Below are 14,748 nucleotides of genomic sequence, written 5' to 3'. Positions count from 1 at the left end.
TTGGTAAGCTCCGCTTCTCCCATTATAGTCTCATAAGAATGAGTCCAGTGAGCCAATCTATTAGCAGCCAAGAACCAAAAACCAATCACCAAAAACCAGCTATGCGCTTTTTACTCCCGTTGCTGCTTGTTCTTTCGGCCTTTCTGTGCCTGCTGCCGGGCTGTGAGCCGAAGGAAGATATACTTACCACCGACGGCAGCGCCAAGCTGGAGTTTTCGGCCGATACGGTCATCTTCGACACGGTTTTCGCGCAGGTGGGCACCGTGAGCAAGCGCCTATGGGTGTACAACCGGAACAGTCGTGCCGTGAAGGTGGACCAGATCCGGCTCAGTGATACCAACCCCGGCACCTATTCACTCATCATCAACGGCGACGAGCTGCCGGCTGCCGCGGGCCTCGAAATCCGGGGCGAGGACAGCCTATTGATTCTGGTGAAGGCCAGGCTCGGCGCCACGTCGGCTCTCAAGCCGTTCCTTGTAACCGACCAGCTGTTGTTCAGCACCAACGATAACGAGCAGCACGTGGATCTGGTAGCTTACGGGCAGAACGCCTATTTCCACGTGTTGGAGCAGATTGGTACCAGCGACGCGCCCAGCACCACGGTCTGGCCCAACGACAAGCCGCACGTTATTTACGGCGCCGTACTAGTGGATTCGCTCTGTACGCTGCGTATTCAGCCCGGCACGCGCGTGTACGTGCACGGCGGCTCGGCCTTGGTGGTACGCGGCACGCTGCTCATCAACGAGAATACCCAGCCTTCTGGCGAGTTGAGAGATGACGACCGAGAAACCTTCGTGCGTTTCCAGGGCGACCGGCTGGAGCCGTTTTACAACGAGATACCGGGGCAGTGGCTGGGCATTCAGTTTGATGCCAGCAGCAGCCGCAACAACGTGGTGAACTTCACTGAAATTAAAAATGCTTCGTTTGGCTTGCTGGTGTTCAACCCTCGCAACCGGCCTCATCCCAAAGTAACGGTGCGCAACACGCTGCTACGCAATATCTCCGGTTCCAACATTACCGCGGGTAATGGGGGCCAAAGCTTCGACGGAGCCGGGGTGCTGAGCTTCTCGGGCGACTTCGACCTGACCAACTGCCTGTTTACTAACTGCGGCGAGTACGCTATAGCGGGCGTCGGCGGTATTTATAACCTGAACTTCTGCACCATCGCCAACTACACGCCGTCGTTCCGGCGCGAAAATAAGTCCCTTACTTTCACCAACGAGCCAGCCACTAACCGGCCGCTGGTGGCCCCGATGACCCTCAGCATCAACATCAACAATTCTATCGTGTGGGGCTCGATTCAGGATGAGCTGTTCTTCGAAAACAGTGACCAATACCGCAGCAGCATCAACATCCGCAACAGCCTGCTCCGCACCCGGGATTACGCCTCTGCCACGGATGCCACCGACAAACCAGGACTGGGAAACCAGGCCCTGAACAACATCCTGAACGAGAACCCGAAGTTCAAACGCTCCCCCGAAAACTTCGGCGACAAGTACGACTACCGCCTCGACACGCTCTCGGCCGCTAGCAACAAAGCCCTATTCAACTCCGCCGTACCGCGCGACCTGCTCAACAAGCAGCGCAGCACCACCGCGCCCGACTTAGGAGCCTACGAGCGCGTAAACCCCTAGTGGTTGTAGAGCTTAGAGCCTAGTGCTTGGTGCTTAGAGGTAAGAAGTAGGCGTTTGTGGTATCGGCTTTCGACGGAATGGAAGTGTGTACTTCTAAGCACTAGGCACCAAGCACTACGCACTAACATATTCCATATGCTGTATTTCCAGAAACGTCTGCGGCTGCCGGCGGTGCGCCGGGGCTTCCACCTCATTACCGATCTGCTGGTGGCCGAGCTGCCCGAGCTGGAGCAAATCCGCATCGGGACGGCGCACTTCTTCATCCAGCACACCTCCGCCAGCCTCAGCCTCAACGAAAACGCCGACCCCACCGTGCGGGCCGATTTTGAGGCGTACTTCAACCAAGCCGTGCCGGAAAACGCCCCCTATTTTCGCCACACTCTGGAAGGCCCCGACGACATGCCGGCCCACCTGAAAGCGGCCCTGCTGGGCCACGCCGTGAGCGTGCCCATTACCGAGGGAGAACTAGCCTTGGGCACCTGGCAGGGCATTTATCTGGGCGAGCACCGCAACCACGGCGGCCGGCGCTGGGTGGTGGCCACGCTCATGGGCACGGAGTAAATTAGCGGCAGAAAGTCGGCAGCGGAATGGACCTTTTGGCAAGCCGCTCCGTAAATGGTTGCGTATGAAGCCGAAATGCTCCGACCTCCGTGCCATGTTTTCCGCCGTTCTATTATTCGTCTCCAAGTCGCTGCCCGGCGTGCTGCTCTCCGCCGCGCTGAGCTTGTTTGGCTGCGCGGATGAACAGCAGACGAATACCGCCGCCTCCGAGCCCGGACCTACGCGCCGCCGGGTGGCCGTGGCCCCGCCCCAACCGCCGAGCGCGCCCAAAGCCGTGTGCACGCTCACCAACGACACATTAGCCGGGCAGCCTTTCGGGGCCGAGCCTACGGTGGAAGAGCTGCTGCGCGCCGGAGCCAAAGTCACGGCCCGCAAGCCGTTCCGCAACGTGCACGAAGCCAACCAGACGGATACCATTCTCACGCTCCGCCACCAAGGCAACGAGTTCGAGTTTTACCGGACTTCCGAGAAGGATTTGCTGCGGCAGGCCGTCATTACCAATTTCCGCCCCAACTATGGCCAGCGCCTGCGCGCCACGCTCACGGAGTCTACGCGGCAGAACGGCGGCCCCTGCGGCCAGCTCCGCCTCCGCGACACCGAGCGGGCCAACAACGTATCCGCCACTTTCACGGCCGGCCAGCCCAGCTTAGCCCGCGTGCAGCCCTACCTGGATTGAGGCGGAGCCGCTCAGAAACTTGAAAAAGGCTTCCCGAGTACTCGGGAAGCCTTTTTTGCTGCGCAAAAGTGCTCCGCGCCAAGTCGGGAGGCACTCCAAGAGTTACGGAAGCGGCCCGGTACAAGTCCCGAGGCACTCTAGGAACTGCGTAAGCGCCTCGGGACTTGTACCGGGCCGCTTCCACAAGTTGAAAAGCACCCTGGGACTTGTACCGAACCATTTCCGCATTCGTGAAAATACCTCGGCACAAGTCCCGGGGTGCTTTCGTAAACACAAAAATGCCCCAACACAAGTCCCGAGGCACTCCAAGGTGTCTAAAACCGAGGTGGGACAAGCCACGGAGCAGCTAGTGAAGTAATGGAAGCAGAACGCGCCGTTTGTTTCCGGGCAGGCGGCTTTTCGCCGCCCGCCCGGTCGATGTAAGCTGACGCTGTACCGCCTCTGTTCAAGCGGCAACAGGCAGCGAAGAGCCGCCTGCCCGGACAGCCGCCGCAACCTACTGCCCCACCTGCGTCCGCACCGAATAGCGCACCGTATCGAACATGACCAGCTTCTGCACTCCTACCACTTCGTACTCCGAGAGCAGACCGTTGCGAGTGCGTAGCCGCAGTTTCTTCTCCGAGTAGAACAGCGCATTATCCTGCTTGATGACGGCCGTAAGCACCTCGGGCGTTGAATCGGCACCGGCTACGGTTAACTGCGTCACGGGCGCGTCGAGGCCGGGGTTGCGCTGGTAGCTGCGGCCGCCGGGGCCCGATGTCACGGTGTACGCGCCGCGCAAGGCGGGCTTGTTGATGTCGGCCTGGTAGAAGACCTGCAACTCCTTGCTCCAATCGAGTTTGGTGACGCGGGTGGTTTCGGCGCTACCGTCGCGTAGCTGCACTTGCTTTTCTACGGCGGGCTGCTGCTGGTTGAGTCGGGCTACCTGCGCGTCCAGAAACCCTTTCACGTCGAAGTAGCTGGGCTTGCGGTTGGCCGGGTTGGGGCGCACCGCGGCATCTTCCGGCCCGCAGGCAGTAAGCAGCAGCAACCCCAGGCTCCAACAGCGGCTAGGCACGCGCACCAGCGGAAGGTTGCAGCAAACTCTGCCCGCTCATATCGGCCGGCTGCGGCAGGCCCATGAGCGCCAGCACCGTCGGCGCGATGTCGCCGAGCTTGCCATCGGCTAGCGTGCCGTGGTAGTCGGTATCGGCCAGGATGCAGGGCACGAGGTTGGTGGTGTGGGCCGTGTTGGGCGAGCCGTCGGGGTTCACCATGTACTCGGCGTTGCCGTGGTCGGCAATAACGATGCAGGCGTAGTTGCTGGCCAGAGCCGCTTCCACTACGTCTTTGGCGCATTCGTCCACGGCTTCGGCGGCTCGCACGGCGGCTTCAAACACGCCCGTGTGGCCCACCATGTCGGTATTGGCGAAGTTGAGCACCACGAAATCCGCCGACTTGGCTTGCAGCTCCGGCACCAGCGCGTCGCGCAGCTCGTAGGCGCTCATTTCGGGCTGGAGGTCGTAGGTGGCTACTTTGGGCGAGTTGCGCAGGATGCGGGTTTCGCCCTCGAATTCCTTTTCGCGGCCTCCCGAGAAGAAGAACGTTACGTGCGGATACTTCTCGGTTTCCGCAATGCGGATCTGCTTTTTGTGGTTGGCTTCCAATATCGCGCCCAGCGTGTTTTCGAGGTTGTCTTTCTCGAAAATCGGCGTCACGCCCGTAAACGTGGCGTCGTAGTTGGTCATGGTGAGGTAGTGCAGGTTCAGCCGCCGCATCTGGAAGGCGTTGAAATCCTGCTGCGTCAGGGCCTGCGTGATTTCGCGGCCCCGGTCGGTGCGGAAGTTGAAGCAGATTACCACGTCGCCTTCCTGAATGGTGGCCAGCGGCAGGCCGTCGGCACCCACCTTCACAATGGGCTTCAGGAACTCATCGGTCACGCCTTCCTTGTACGAGTCGAGCATGCTCTGAATCAGGTTCTGCGACTCCGTGCCCTTGCCGTTCACCAGCAGATCGTACGCCACTTTCACCCGTTCCCAGCGGTTGTCGCGGTCCATGGCGTAGTAGCGCCCCACAATGGAGGCAATTTTGCCGCTGGCTCCGCGCTGCAAATGCTGCTCCAGGTCGTTGACGTAGCTAACGCCGCCCTTGGGGTCGGTGTCGCGGCCGTCGGTGAAGGCGTGGATGAACACGTTGTGCACCTCGGCGTCGTGGGCCAGGGTGCACAAGGCTTTGAGGTGTTCGATGTGGGAGTGCACGCCGCCATCGGAGAGCAGGCCCATCAGGTGCACGGGCTTGGCGTTTTCGCGGGCGTAGGCAAAGGCTTTTTCCAGCGCCGGCATAGTGCCCAGTTTCCGCTCCCGAATAGCTTTGTTGATGCGCACCAGGTCCTGGTACACCACGCGGCCGGCCCCAATGTTCATGTGGCCGACTTCGGAGTTGCCCATCTGCCCGTCGGGCAGGCCCACGGCTTCGCCCGAGGCTTGCAGCTTGCTGTGTGGAAACCGCTCAAACAACGAATCCACGAACGGCGTCCGGGCCTTGTCGATGGCCGAAACCTCCTTGTTCTGCGCCAGCCCCCAGCCGTCGAGAATCACCAACAATACCTGTTTGTTCATGCGGGCAAAGATAGGGGGGCCGCGGCGGACAAGCGGCATTTTCTTATCTTGCCTATCTCGCCCCAAACAACCGGGCGGTGGCCTCCCACGTAGCGGAGGGTTGGCATAATTTTAGCGTACTGCATGAAGAATTTTCTCCTCTAAGATGAAACGTATCTTCTCCCAAGCCCTCGTGCTCGCGTGGCTGCTGCTGACTTCGGTAGTGACCCATGCACAAGGCGAGGCATTCGGAGCTGTACGCAGCGCTCTGCGTAACGCTTCTTCCCGCGAATTGTCGCAGTACTTCGGTGCCACCGTCGACATCAGCTTCGATGGCGACCGGCAAAGCTACAGCGCCACGCAGGCCGAGTTCGTCATGAAAGACTTCTTCGCCAAAACTGCGCCCGTCACTTTTGAGATTATGCACCAGGGCTCCAGCCAGGGCGGCATTCCCTACGCCATCGGCAAGTACAACGGCAAAACCGGCGCGTACCGGGTGTTCGTCAAGATGAAAAACGCCAACGGCACCCTCCGCATTGATACCATGGACTTCACCAAAGAATAACCCCTGTCATTGCGAGGAGGCACGACGACGCAATCCTTCCTCTATCTGCGGAGACCTTCACTTGTAAGACCAGCCCTTGACGTTGTCATACGTCAGGGGCTTTCTGCTTAAATGAAGCTCAGCGCACGGAGAGGAAGGATTGCTTCGCTCCGCTCGCAATGACACGGCATTCCGCGCATCGGCGGCTATGTTCTGCTGATATGACCGGGTAGTGGGGCCTTTTTGCTATTTTTGCGCCGTGCAAAACACCCCCTACCTCACGCCCGAAGCGCTTACTGATTTTATCCGCACCGCCCTCCGCGAAGACGTCGGCGACGGCGACCATTCCTCGCTAGCAGCCATTCCAGACGATGCCCAAAACCGGGCCCGGCTACTGGTCAAGGACAGCGGCGTGTTGGCCGGCGTGGAGCTAGCCTTGCTCATTTTCAAGGAAGTAGACCCTAGCCTGCGCGTGGAACCGTTGCTGTCGGAAGGCAGCCGCATCAAGCACGGCGATATAGTATTGACCGTAGAAGGCCGGGCCCAGAGCATCCTTACGGCCGAGCGACTGGTGCTTAATTGCATGCAGCGCATGAGCGGCATTGCTACGCACACGGCCTACCTCACCAGCCTGCTGGCCGGCACCAAAGCCCGCCTGCTCGATACCCGTAAAACCACGCCCAACTTCCGCCTCTGCGAAAAGTGGGCGGTGCTCATCGGGGGCGGCGTAAACCACCGCTACGGTCTCTTCGACATGATTATCCTCAAGGACAACCATGTGGACTACGCGGGTGGCATTCGGCAGGCCATTGAAGCCACGCACGCCTACCTGGCTCGCACTGGCCGCCAGTTGCCCATCGAAGTTGAAACCCGCACGTTGGCCGAAGTCCAGCAAGCCCTCGATACCGGCGGCATCGCCCGCATCATGCTCGACAACATGCCGCCGGCCCAGCTCCGCGAAGCCGTGCAGCTCATCAATGGCCGTTTCGCCACCGAAGCCAGCGGCGGCATCACGGAGCAGACCATTGCCGAAGTAGCCGCCACCGGCGTCGACTTTATTTCCGTAGGAGCCCTTACCCACTCCACCAAAAGCCTCGATTTGAGCTTAAAAGCTTTTTGAATGGTTGAATTGCTGAATGGTTAAATGGTTGGCCGTTCAGGAATCTATAAGAGCAATTAACCATTTAACCATTCAGCAATTCAACCATTTACCTTCATGCAACTCCCCAACCAACGCGGCGGCCACCGGCAGCAACAGCAGCAAGTAGGCTCGCCATTGGCTATTCGTACCAAAAAACACCAGCTCGATTCCAACCTCTACACTCGCGTGGCCATGGCGCGTGTGTGGCGTAAGGAGTGGTGGTACGCCCTCATTCCGTTTGCCATCGGGGTGCTGCCAGCGGCCATCTGGCCCTCGTGGTGGTGGCTGACGGCCGGCTTGGTGCTTACACTGCTGTTCGTGCTGCTGCGTTCCTCGCAGATTACGGCCGTAACCCAGGTAGAACAGACTAAACCCCTGTTCGAGCGCATGAGCTACGTCATCGACCAGCGCCAGATTGGCCTGATGCAGAACGAAAAAGAAGGCCGTGGCATGGGCGTAAACTGGGAAATGATTGGCCAAGTGAAGCGCGAGCCCGACAGCTACTTGCTCTGGTTCCGCAACCAAGACGTGCCCGCCGACGTCACCGGCTGGCGGGCTTGGGTGGCGCGCACCTTCGAGACCCCCATGTTCCTGCACGTTCCGTTCAAGATCTTCAACTCGCCCAACGACCAGAAGCTGTTCGAGGCTATGCTGCGCCGCAAGAACCTGCTGCCCGCCGCTCCCGCCCCCGACGCAAAATAAAGCCTGCTCTGGACGCTGTTTCTTTCCTCTCAACTCATTCTCTTTCTCCTTATGAATAAGCAAGTTCTGCTTTCTGCCCTGGCTGCTGCCGCTCTTTCCCTGTCTGCATGCAGCACCGAGCCCTCAGACTGGCGGCCCGAAAAGAAGGTGTCGCTAGACATGGTAGAGCCCGGCACCCGCTCTTCCGATAACTTCGACCAGCACACCGATGCTGCTCCTAGCCAGGAGAAAGGTGGTGCCATCGAGCGGCCTATTAGCTCCCATGTGACGCTGGAAAAGAAAGAACTACCCAACGCGCAGCAAGCCACCTCGGCCAACAGCCGCGAAACGCTGGAGAACAAGAGCGACGAGCCCAAAGACGAGAAAGCCACTGCCACCGACCCGGATAAGGCCAACAAGCAGTAGTAGCTCGCCCATGCGCCTTTTTTCTTTCCGCACATTAGCGGCGACGCTGTTATGCTTCGGCGTTCTAGCTAGCTGTGAAAGCCGCTCTGCCGGGCAGCCAACCAGCACCGCGCCAGCCGACAGCAGCGCTGCTTCGGCAGTAGCGGCTGCGTATATCTGCCCGATGGAGTGCGACGGCAGCGCTAGCAACCAACCCGGTAGCTGCCCGGTGTGCGGGATGGCGCTTGAGCCTAATCCTGCGTACAAAGCGCCTGTTCAGTAAAAGTTCTCATTTCGGTTCCACGTACTTCCTGGCGGTGTCTCACGCGCCGGGCAGTACGTGGAACTGCTGTTGATGAAGGTATTTTGTAACATTGTTGCAAGTAACTTTGTCTTATGCCTGCCGGCTTGCCACAAGCGTGTAAAGCCGGCTCAGATGTCATGTATGTTCGCACAAGCTGCCGTTGAGCCAGAGTGGTTCAGTACCTGGTTCGATTCGCCGTATTATCACTTGCTGTACCACGACCGGAATGAGTCGGAGGCGCGGGCGTTTATTGATGCGTTGCTCCGGCACCTGCATCCCAAGCCCACCTACCAATTGCTGGACCTGGCCTGCGGCAAAGGGCGGCACTCCATCTACCTGAGCCAGCAGGGCTACGATGTAACGGGACTCGACTTATCGGCGCAGAACATTGCGGCGGCGCGGCAGTACGCCCACGCTCACCTGCATTTTCACGTGCACGACATGCGCGAACCGCTGCCATACGGCCCATTCGATTTCATTTTCAACCTGTTCACTAGCTTCGGCTACTTTCAGCACGAGAGCGAGAACGTGGTGGCGTTGCGTAACGCCACGGCGGCGTTGCGGCCGGGTGGTAAGATGGTCATCGATTTTCTGAACACGGAGCGCACCGTACGAGAATTGGTGACGCACGAGCGCAAAACTGCGGGCGGCATCGAGTTCCAGCTCTATCGCCACCTCGACCGGGACTTCATCGTGAAGGAAATTGACTTCGAAGCACCCAACGGCCAGCACCACCATTACGAGGAACGCGTGCGGGCCCTAAGCCGGGAGCGGTTTGAAGAGTATTTCCAGATGGCTGGCCTGCGGCTGGTGGAAATCCTCGGCGACTACCACTTGCAACCGTATCACGAAGCCACCAGCCCCCGCATGATCTTCGTGCTTAAAAAATGAAGTTGATGTGCTGATTTATTGGTGTGCTAATGTGCTGTTTCAGCCTTGTCATTCTCTATTAGCACACCAATCCAACAGCACAGAAAAGCCAAAACGTCAAAGTCGGCAATCAACACATTAACACATCAATAAATTAGCACATCAATATGTGGTTCGCTGTTTTGCTGTTGTTTCTTACCGTGCTGGGGGCCGGCTGGTCTACCCGGCTGGTGCCAACGGCCAGCACTACCTGGATGAAGCCGCTGCTGGCTTTCAGTGGGGCGTATTTATTCACGCTCACGATTACGCATCTGCTGCCGGAGGCTCTGCTGCTGGTGCCCGGCAATATGCACCGCATTGGCTATTTCGTGCTGGCGGGTTTCTTTGGGCAGTTGGTGCTGGAGGTGTTTTCGCAGGGAGTGGAACACGGGCACGTACACCACCACACGGCACACGCGGGGCGGGTGCCGTTTCTGCTGCTGTTTTCGTTGGTCATTCACTCTTTTCTGGAAGGCAGCATTCTTGTAAAAGCGCCCGAAGCGGGCACAGTGAGTGACAATTTCTACGCCATCCTGACGGGTGTGGCCTTGCACCATATTCCGGCCGCCTTTGCGCTGATGGCGGCGTTGTTGCTGCGTCTGGGCAGTTTTCGGCGGGCATTACCGTTTCTGGTGCTGTTTGCGCTGGCCGCGCCGGTGGGTATCATCGTCAGCAACTACGTGGTGCTGGAGCAACTGCTTAGCGGCGGCTTGTATGCGGCGCTGCTCGGCTTCGTCGCCGGCAATTTCCTGCATGTATCCACTACCATCCTGTTTGAAACCAGCCCCGAGCATCGACTGAACTGGCCCAAGCTAGCCGCTACGCTGGCTGGCACTGCGCTGGCGCTGGTCGTAGAATTGCTGTAGACCTGGTAACGTTGCAGAGCCGGTTTTGGCGTTGAGTATACATTTCACAACCAATCATCCGCATCTAGCATAGGCCCGTTGCTTCGGAGCATGTGCTCCAACTGACGGGCTCGGGCACGCTGGTGCGCTAGCTCCGTTTGCAGGGCCAGCAGGCGCTGCCGCATAGCCAAAACCACATCAATTCCCTCGTGGCTGAGGCCGAGTTCGTGATGCAAACGGGCGAGTAGTGCCAGGTGGTCCGGCTCGTCGCGGATGGTATCGGTGGTGGGGCCGGCGCCGAGCAAGCCGAGCTCCACGAAGCCCCGCAAATCAACCTCGCTCAACTCGTACTGGGTGGCGCAATCGTGGTAGCTGATGGTTATGAAGTGCGTTTCCATAGCAGATAGAAAAGGTGCGGCTGGTTTCCGCGCCACTACGAGCCGCGCAGAGCAGCGAGCTGGCGCAGGAGTTCTTTTTCCTTGTCGGTAAGGTTCTGGGGGAGCTGCACGGTGAGGCGTAGGTACAAATTGCCGAACTGGCTCGCCTGCTTATACACCGGAAAGCCTTTGCCCCGCAGGCGTAGGCGCGTGCCGTTTTGGGTTTCCGGCTTGATATTGATTTTGACGGGTCCCGCTAGCGTTTCTACTACCTGCTCGCCACCGAGCAGCGCCCGGTACAACGGCACTTGCACTTCCTGGGTCAGGTCGTTGCCGTTGCGTACGAATCGAGCATCGGGTCGCACGCGCAACGTAATGTAGAGCGAGCCATTGGGGCCACCGTTGCGGCCGGGGCCACCTTGGTCCCGGAGCCGAATAGTTTGGCCGTCTTCGACGCCGGGCTGGATAGTGAGGCGTAGGTTTTTGCCGTTGACGGTGAGCGTACGCGGCCCACCCTGGTAGGCGTCTTCCAGCGTCAGTTCTAGCTCAGCCTGGTAATCTTGGCCGGCCCCGGCGCGGGTACTGCGGCCGCCGGCGCCGCCCGTGTTACCGAAGATGGAACTGAAAAAGTCGGAAAAGTCAGCGTCTGCCCCAAAATCTCCCCCGTTAAAGCCGCCCCCGAACCCACCAAAACCACCCGCGCCGCCTTGCTGCTGGTACTGGCTCCAGTCGAAGCCGCCCGCACCGCGGCCGGCTCCGGCCTGCTGGTAACGTTGCCAATCGGCGCCGAGCTGGTCGTATTTCTGCCGCTTTTCAGGGTCAGAAAGCACCTCGTGAGCCTCATTCACTTCCTTGAACTTACGCTCCGCTTCCGGGTCGTTGGGGTTCACGTCGGGGTGGTATTTGCGGGCCAGCTTACGATACGCCTTCTTAATTTGGTCGGTGGTGGCAGTTTTGTCCACTCCCAATGCTTGGTAATAGTCTTTGTAATCCATGAGGGGCAAACAGGGCGGAAAACCAAAGGGAAACAGGAAAAACCAAAAAGCCTGACTTGAAACGCAAATTGCGGCTATGTAGTTGGCCTGCCTACAGCTTTGAGGTACAAGCTATGATACAATGAAAAAAGCCTCTGCGCAACGGCAGAGGCTTTTTTAATGCCTAGTTGGTGCGCAGAAACGTTTAGGCTACCAGCCGGATTTGCTGAATGGCTTCCCGGGCCGTCCAGAGCGGCTGCTCACCTAGCAGGTTGAGACGGTCGGCGCTGATGAGCTCCACATCGGTGATGCCAATGAAGCCTAGCACCTGCCGCAGGTAAGGAGTGGCGAAATCATACGCACTGCCGATTTCCGTGCCGCCCGAGGTGAGAACTATATAAGCTTTTTTGCCCTTCAGCAAACCTTCTGGTCCAGCTTCCGAAAACTTAAACGTAAGGCCGGCCCGGCACACCAAGTCGATATAAGCCTTCATCGCGGCTGGAATTGTGAAGTTATACACGGGCGAGCCTAGCACCAGCACATCGGCGGCCGTTAATTCCTGCACTAGCTCATTGGAGAAGGCCAGTGCCTGGCGCTGTTCGGGCGTATGTTGCTCGTCCGGAATGTAAAAGCCACCAATCATGGTGTCGTTGACGAAAGGCAGGCCGCTGGCGGCGTCGCGGTGGGTAACGTGCAAATCTGAGTGGTGCGAATGCAGCTGGTTCAGCAGCTCTTGCACCAACTTGCGGCTTACCGATTGCTCAGCCCGGCCACTGGAATTCACTACGAGAACGTTCATTTTTCAGGTTTTTAGGAGTTAGATGGGCTAGTTATAATCATTACTATACATTTGTTAGTAGACACATGAATGTGTATTAATTACCTTTTTGTGAGTAACATTGAAAACCAAGCATATGACTTGCGAAAATAATTCTGGACAGCGGTGCCCGGTTCGGTACACCCTCGACCTTCTCGGTGGCAAATGGAAGCTGCCCATTCTCTCGTTGCTACGGCAGGGCCTTAAGCGCTACATCGAGTTGGAGCGTCAAATTCAGGGCATCAGTCCGCGCATGTTGGTGAAAGAGTTGAAGGAACTGGAGCAGCACCAGCTTATCACTCGCACCATTTATGCTGAAGTGCCGCCCCGCGTGGAATATGCCCTCACAGAAGCTGGCCAAAGCATTGGTCCGCTGCTGCGCGAAATGCACGAGTGGGGCACGCAGCACATGGAAGAGCACAAACTAGCCTGAAAGCCGAGCTCTTGAAGCACGCGTGTAGTGGCTAGCTAGAGCTACTGCTTGGGCTAAGTTATTTTTGAACGGAACTTAGACAGAACGAACTAGGCAAAAGAAAGAGGAAATTGCGTTTCGGCGAGAAAAACTAGCCTTGCTTTTCCTAAACGACAGTGGAGCTAGGACTTTTGATGCATAATTGGCCCTGCTTTTGTAGATTACGCTCTTAGTCGTTTCTTGTCTTTTCCCTTTCTCACACAAACGCATTCATGAAACCAGTTGCCTCGTTCTTCTGCACTCTGGCTTTACTGCTGACCGTTGGCAGTGTCGCCGCCCAAGCTCAAGCTAAACTGCCACCCCGTAGGCCCGTGCAGCCCGCCGCTCGAATGGTGAGCAAAAATGCCGCCGTCAGAGATGGCGCGGTTATGAAGGAAGGGAAGCTGCTGCTCACGCAGCAGGGCCACACCAACCCCGTGCTCCAGGAAACCAGCCTCACCAACGGTACTAAGATGATGCCCGACGGTACCGTGACCATGACCGATGGCACCACTGTTGTCATGAAAGAAGGCGACTATCTATCATTGAGCGGCCGCCTAACCACCGCCGCTATGAAAGCCGAGCAGGATAGCCTCAAACAGGCCGCGAAAATCGACCCGAAGGCCAAAGGCAAGAAGAAGAAAAAGAAATAAGTAGAGTTTTTTGCTTACAAAACAGGGCGCACCGGACCAAATCCGGCGCGCCCTGTTGTTTTTGTGGGTCGATGGCATTGCTGGCTAGAACTTCTGCGGTGACTAGCGTTGCGTGTAGTCGCTGAGGATGGCTAAGGCTTCCGTATCGTCGGGCGCTTCAACCACTTCATTGATGACGAACTGCACTTCCGCTTCCGACCACTGCTGCGTTTCGGCGGCTTTGATGAAGGCTTCCAGAGCCACAAAGCGGCCGGGTTTAGCGGGTATAGTCCAGGTAACTTTCTTCTTGATGCGCATAGGAAACGAGTTGCAGAGCAAAGCAGCTCCAGTCTAGCCTTTCTTGACCACCTTGAGCTTCACCGGTGCCACACCAGCGCCAATGATATCGATTTTACGAGCTGCTTTCTTCGATAGGTCGATTACGCGGCCTTTGGCGTGCGGGCCCCGGTCCGTAACGGTAACCTTGACGGAGCGGCGGTTGCGGGGGTTCATGACTTTCACAACGGTGCCGAACGGCAAGGTGTTGTGAGCGGCCGTGAGTTTCTCAGACCGATAAATGGTACCGCTGGCCGTTTTGCGCCCGTCAAACTTGTCGGCGTAGTACGAGGCTTGGCCAGTTTGCGTGAAAGCCGAGCCGCGGCCCGCGCAAGATCCAAGCAAGAGCACTAAAGGCAAGGCAACTACGAGCATCACCCGCCAGCCAAGCAAGGTTGAAGTAGCTGCACGGTTGTTGAGCCGAGTAGAGGAAAATGGCGCGCACCGAGGAGGAAAACTTTTATTCATGGGCAAGGCACTACTATCGAGCCGCTGGTGGCCGCGCCAATAGCGTCATTGGCCACTCAACTCGGCAATACTACGCAAACGCCGCCAACTCCTCAATTGTGCGTAGCGTCTAACGCAGCTGCGGCTCCCGGCTGGTTTTAGAAGGGATGCGCAGGGCCAACAACGTCTTAAAGTTGCCCTGAAACACGTTGAAGTCCACGGCGCCGCGAATGCCGGGAATGTAGGCCTCATCGGAGTGCTGCCAGATAAGCCATTTTTCGCGGGGCAGGCTGGGTTGGTCGACTTCGTAGTGCGCCAGCCAAAGCGGATACTTATCGAAATGGCCGGCGAGATAACGCTTGTAGAAACTATAATTAGAGTAGAACGCTTGGTGTGAGTTCGGTTAGAGGATGTTGCGGGAGAAAAAACGAAAGGTGC

At 58.0% G+C, this 14,748-nt stretch carries 19 protein-coding genes and 1 pseudogene; 12 read left to right on the top strand and 8 right to left on the bottom strand.

Annotation, left to right across the window (positions count from 1 at the left end; all coding sequences use genetic code 11):
• Nucleotides 1-101 precede the first annotated feature (101 nt).
• The 3 genes from ACYSMN_RS21115 (at nucleotide 102) to ACYSMN_RS21105 (ending at nucleotide 2,871) form a co-directional block, all read left to right on the top strand.
• The gene (locus tag ACYSMN_RS21115) at nucleotides 102-1,634 is read left to right on the top strand and encodes a hypothetical protein (protein ID WP_488925901.1); all 1,533 of its coding nucleotides are present in this window, start codon (nucleotides 102-104) and stop codon (nucleotides 1,632-1,634) included.
• A 135-nt stretch (nucleotides 1,635-1,769) separates the two neighbouring features.
• Complete coding sequence (locus tag ACYSMN_RS21110; RefSeq protein ID WP_488925900.1) at nucleotides 1,770-2,195, top strand: secondary thiamine-phosphate synthase enzyme YjbQ; 426 nt, start codon at nucleotides 1,770-1,772, stop codon at nucleotides 2,193-2,195.
• A 94-nt stretch (nucleotides 2,196-2,289) separates the two neighbouring features.
• Entirely contained in the window at nucleotides 2,290-2,871 is a 582-nt protein-coding gene (locus ACYSMN_RS21105; protein WP_488925899.1) for a hypothetical protein, read from the top strand.
• A 496-nt stretch (nucleotides 2,872-3,367) separates the two neighbouring features.
• Here ACYSMN_RS21105 and ACYSMN_RS21100 read toward each other — a convergent pair whose 3' ends face one another.
• Together ACYSMN_RS21100 and gpmI are read right to left on the bottom strand one after the other, a co-directional pair.
• Nucleotides 3,368-3,928 carry a hypothetical protein gene (locus ACYSMN_RS21100; protein WP_488925898.1) on the bottom strand — a complete coding sequence of 187 codons (561 nt, stop codon included), beginning with the start codon at nucleotides 3,926-3,928 and terminating at the stop codon, nucleotides 3,368-3,370.
• The gene (gene gpmI, locus ACYSMN_RS21095; protein WP_488925897.1) at nucleotides 3,921-5,468 is read right to left on the bottom strand and encodes a 2,3-bisphosphoglycerate-independent phosphoglycerate mutase; all 1,548 of its coding nucleotides are present in this window, start codon (nucleotides 5,466-5,468) and stop codon (nucleotides 3,921-3,923) included. Before gpmI ends, ACYSMN_RS21100 begins: the two co-directional genes overlap by 8 nt.
• A gap of 145 nt (nucleotides 5,469-5,613) precedes the next feature.
• Here gpmI and ACYSMN_RS21090 point away from each other — a divergent pair, with 145 nt between their 5' ends.
• The 7 genes from ACYSMN_RS21090 (at nucleotide 5,614) to ACYSMN_RS21060 (ending at nucleotide 10,297) form a co-directional block, all read left to right on the top strand.
• The gene (locus ACYSMN_RS21090) at nucleotides 5,614-6,012 is read left to right on the top strand and encodes a DUF4783 domain-containing protein (RefSeq protein ID WP_488925896.1); all 399 of its coding nucleotides are present in this window, start codon (nucleotides 5,614-5,616) and stop codon (nucleotides 6,010-6,012) included.
• A gap of 238 nt (nucleotides 6,013-6,250) precedes the next feature.
• On the top strand, nucleotides 6,251-7,111 hold the full coding sequence (gene nadC, locus ACYSMN_RS21085) for a carboxylating nicotinate-nucleotide diphosphorylase (RefSeq protein WP_488925895.1): 861 nt from the start codon (nucleotides 6,251-6,253) through the stop codon (nucleotides 7,109-7,111).
• Between the two features lie 96 nt (nucleotides 7,112-7,207).
• Nucleotides 7,208-7,834 carry a hypothetical protein gene (locus ACYSMN_RS21080; RefSeq protein WP_488925894.1) on the top strand — a complete coding sequence of 209 codons (627 nt, stop codon included), beginning with the start codon at nucleotides 7,208-7,210 and terminating at the stop codon, nucleotides 7,832-7,834.
• 51 nt (nucleotides 7,835-7,885) lie between these two features.
• Nucleotides 7,886-8,239: a hypothetical protein gene (locus tag ACYSMN_RS21075; protein WP_488925893.1), complete on the top strand. Its 354-nt coding sequence runs from the start codon at nucleotides 7,886-7,888 to the stop codon at nucleotides 8,237-8,239.
• A gap of 10 nt (nucleotides 8,240-8,249) precedes the next feature.
• The gene (locus tag ACYSMN_RS21070; RefSeq protein ID WP_488925892.1) at nucleotides 8,250-8,501 is read left to right on the top strand and encodes a heavy metal-binding domain-containing protein; all 252 of its coding nucleotides are present in this window, start codon (nucleotides 8,250-8,252) and stop codon (nucleotides 8,499-8,501) included.
• Between the two features lie 162 nt (nucleotides 8,502-8,663).
• Nucleotides 8,664-9,413: a class I SAM-dependent methyltransferase gene (locus tag ACYSMN_RS21065; protein WP_488925891.1), complete on the top strand. Its 750-nt coding sequence runs from the start codon at nucleotides 8,664-8,666 to the stop codon at nucleotides 9,411-9,413.
• A 146-nt stretch (nucleotides 9,414-9,559) separates the two neighbouring features.
• Nucleotides 9,560-10,297 (top strand): ZIP family metal transporter, encoded by a 738-nt coding sequence (locus ACYSMN_RS21060; RefSeq protein ID WP_488925890.1) that lies wholly within the window; start codon nucleotides 9,560-9,562, stop codon nucleotides 10,295-10,297.
• Nucleotides 10,298-10,341: 44 nt separating this feature from the next.
• Here ACYSMN_RS21060 and ACYSMN_RS21055 read toward each other — a convergent pair whose 3' ends face one another.
• The 3 genes from ACYSMN_RS21055 to ACYSMN_RS21045 all read right to left on the bottom strand — a co-directional run bounded on the left by ACYSMN_RS21055 (nucleotide 10,342) and on the right by ACYSMN_RS21045 (nucleotide 12,426).
• Nucleotides 10,342-10,674 (bottom strand): MerR family transcriptional regulator, encoded by a 333-nt coding sequence (locus ACYSMN_RS21055; protein WP_488925889.1) that lies wholly within the window; start codon nucleotides 10,672-10,674, stop codon nucleotides 10,342-10,344.
• 35 nt (nucleotides 10,675-10,709) lie between these two features.
• Nucleotides 10,710-11,648 carry a DnaJ C-terminal domain-containing protein gene (locus tag ACYSMN_RS21050; RefSeq protein ID WP_488925888.1) on the bottom strand — a complete coding sequence of 313 codons (939 nt, stop codon included), beginning with the start codon at nucleotides 11,646-11,648 and terminating at the stop codon, nucleotides 10,710-10,712.
• Nucleotides 11,649-11,832: 184 nt separating this feature from the next.
• Nucleotides 11,833-12,426 (bottom strand): FMN-dependent NADH-azoreductase, encoded by a 594-nt coding sequence (locus ACYSMN_RS21045; RefSeq protein WP_488925887.1) that lies wholly within the window; start codon nucleotides 12,424-12,426, stop codon nucleotides 11,833-11,835.
• A 115-nt stretch (nucleotides 12,427-12,541) separates the two neighbouring features.
• On the opposite strand from ACYSMN_RS21045, the gene ACYSMN_RS21040 reads away from it, so the two are divergent.
• Both ACYSMN_RS21040 and ACYSMN_RS21035 read left to right on the top strand, forming a co-directional pair.
• Complete coding sequence (locus ACYSMN_RS21040; protein WP_488925886.1) at nucleotides 12,542-12,877, top strand: winged helix-turn-helix transcriptional regulator; 336 nt, start codon at nucleotides 12,542-12,544, stop codon at nucleotides 12,875-12,877.
• 251 nt (nucleotides 12,878-13,128) lie between these two features.
• Nucleotides 13,129-13,548, top strand: coding sequence for a DUF6799 domain-containing protein (locus tag ACYSMN_RS21035; RefSeq protein WP_488925885.1), 420 nt, complete (start codon nucleotides 13,129-13,131; stop codon nucleotides 13,546-13,548).
• A gap of 102 nt (nucleotides 13,549-13,650) precedes the next feature.
• On the opposite strand, the gene ACYSMN_RS21030 is transcribed toward ACYSMN_RS21035, so the two are convergent.
• The 3 genes and pseudogenes from ACYSMN_RS21030 to ACYSMN_RS21020 all read right to left on the bottom strand — a co-directional run.
• Nucleotides 13,651-13,845 carry a hypothetical protein gene (locus ACYSMN_RS21030; RefSeq protein WP_488925884.1) on the bottom strand — a complete coding sequence of 65 codons (195 nt, stop codon included), beginning with the start codon at nucleotides 13,843-13,845 and terminating at the stop codon, nucleotides 13,651-13,653.
• Nucleotides 13,846-13,878: 33 nt separating this feature from the next.
• Nucleotides 13,879-14,214: a septal ring lytic transglycosylase RlpA family protein gene (locus tag ACYSMN_RS21025; RefSeq protein ID WP_488925965.1), complete on the bottom strand. Its 336-nt coding sequence runs from the start codon at nucleotides 14,212-14,214 to the stop codon at nucleotides 13,879-13,881.
• Nucleotides 14,215-14,440: 226 nt separating this feature from the next.
• A pseudogene (locus ACYSMN_RS21020) lies at nucleotides 14,441-14,692 on the bottom strand (GH25 family lysozyme); the annotation flags it as partial.
• Nucleotides 14,693-14,748: the final 56 nt, after the last annotated feature.

The sequence above is a fragment of the Hymenobacter sp. M1-2 genome, from assembly GCF_057808495.1.
This window is presented reverse-complemented; position numbering and strand designations above follow the sequence as displayed.

Excerpts from the sequence above, each read along its gene's own strand:
- ACYSMN_RS21040 (WP_488925886.1), top strand. The coding sequence starts at position 12,542 with ATGACTTGCGAAAATAATTCTGGACAGCGGTGCCCGGTTCGGTACACC.
- ACYSMN_RS21110 (WP_488925900.1), top strand. The coding sequence starts at position 1,770 with ATGCTGTATTTCCAGAAACGTCTGCGGCTGCCGGCGGTGCGCCGGGGC.
- ACYSMN_RS21105 (WP_488925899.1), top strand. The coding sequence starts at position 2,290 with ATGTTTTCCGCCGTTCTATTATTCGTCTCCAAGTCGCTGCCCGGCGTG.
- ACYSMN_RS21070 (WP_488925892.1), top strand. The coding sequence starts at position 8,250 with ATGCGCCTTTTTTCTTTCCGCACATTAGCGGCGACGCTGTTATGCTTC.
- ACYSMN_RS21055 (WP_488925889.1), bottom strand. The coding sequence starts at position 10,674 with ATGGAAACGCACTTCATAACCATCAGCTACCACGATTGCGCCACCCAG.
- ACYSMN_RS21090 (WP_488925896.1), top strand. The coding sequence starts at position 5,614 with ATGAAACGTATCTTCTCCCAAGCCCTCGTGCTCGCGTGGCTGCTGCTG.
- ACYSMN_RS21050 (WP_488925888.1), bottom strand. The coding sequence starts at position 11,648 with ATGGATTACAAAGACTATTACCAAGCATTGGGAGTGGACAAAACTGCC.
- ACYSMN_RS21045 (WP_488925887.1), bottom strand. The coding sequence starts at position 12,426 with ATGAACGTTCTCGTAGTGAATTCCAGTGGCCGGGCTGAGCAATCGGTA.
- ACYSMN_RS21065 (WP_488925891.1), top strand. The coding sequence starts at position 8,664 with ATGTTCGCACAAGCTGCCGTTGAGCCAGAGTGGTTCAGTACCTGGTTC.
- gpmI (WP_488925897.1), bottom strand. The coding sequence starts at position 5,468 with ATGAACAAACAGGTATTGTTGGTGATTCTCGACGGCTGGGGGCTGGCG.
- ACYSMN_RS21060 (WP_488925890.1), top strand. The coding sequence starts at position 9,560 with ATGTGGTTCGCTGTTTTGCTGTTGTTTCTTACCGTGCTGGGGGCCGGC.
- ACYSMN_RS21030 (WP_488925884.1), bottom strand. The coding sequence starts at position 13,845 with ATGCGCATCAAGAAGAAAGTTACCTGGACTATACCCGCTAAACCCGGC.
- ACYSMN_RS21035 (WP_488925885.1), top strand. The coding sequence starts at position 13,129 with ATGAAACCAGTTGCCTCGTTCTTCTGCACTCTGGCTTTACTGCTGACC.
- ACYSMN_RS21115 (WP_488925901.1), top strand. The coding sequence starts at position 102 with ATGCGCTTTTTACTCCCGTTGCTGCTTGTTCTTTCGGCCTTTCTGTGC.
- ACYSMN_RS21075 (WP_488925893.1), top strand. The coding sequence starts at position 7,886 with ATGAATAAGCAAGTTCTGCTTTCTGCCCTGGCTGCTGCCGCTCTTTCC.
- ACYSMN_RS21080 (WP_488925894.1), top strand. The coding sequence starts at position 7,208 with ATGCAACTCCCCAACCAACGCGGCGGCCACCGGCAGCAACAGCAGCAA.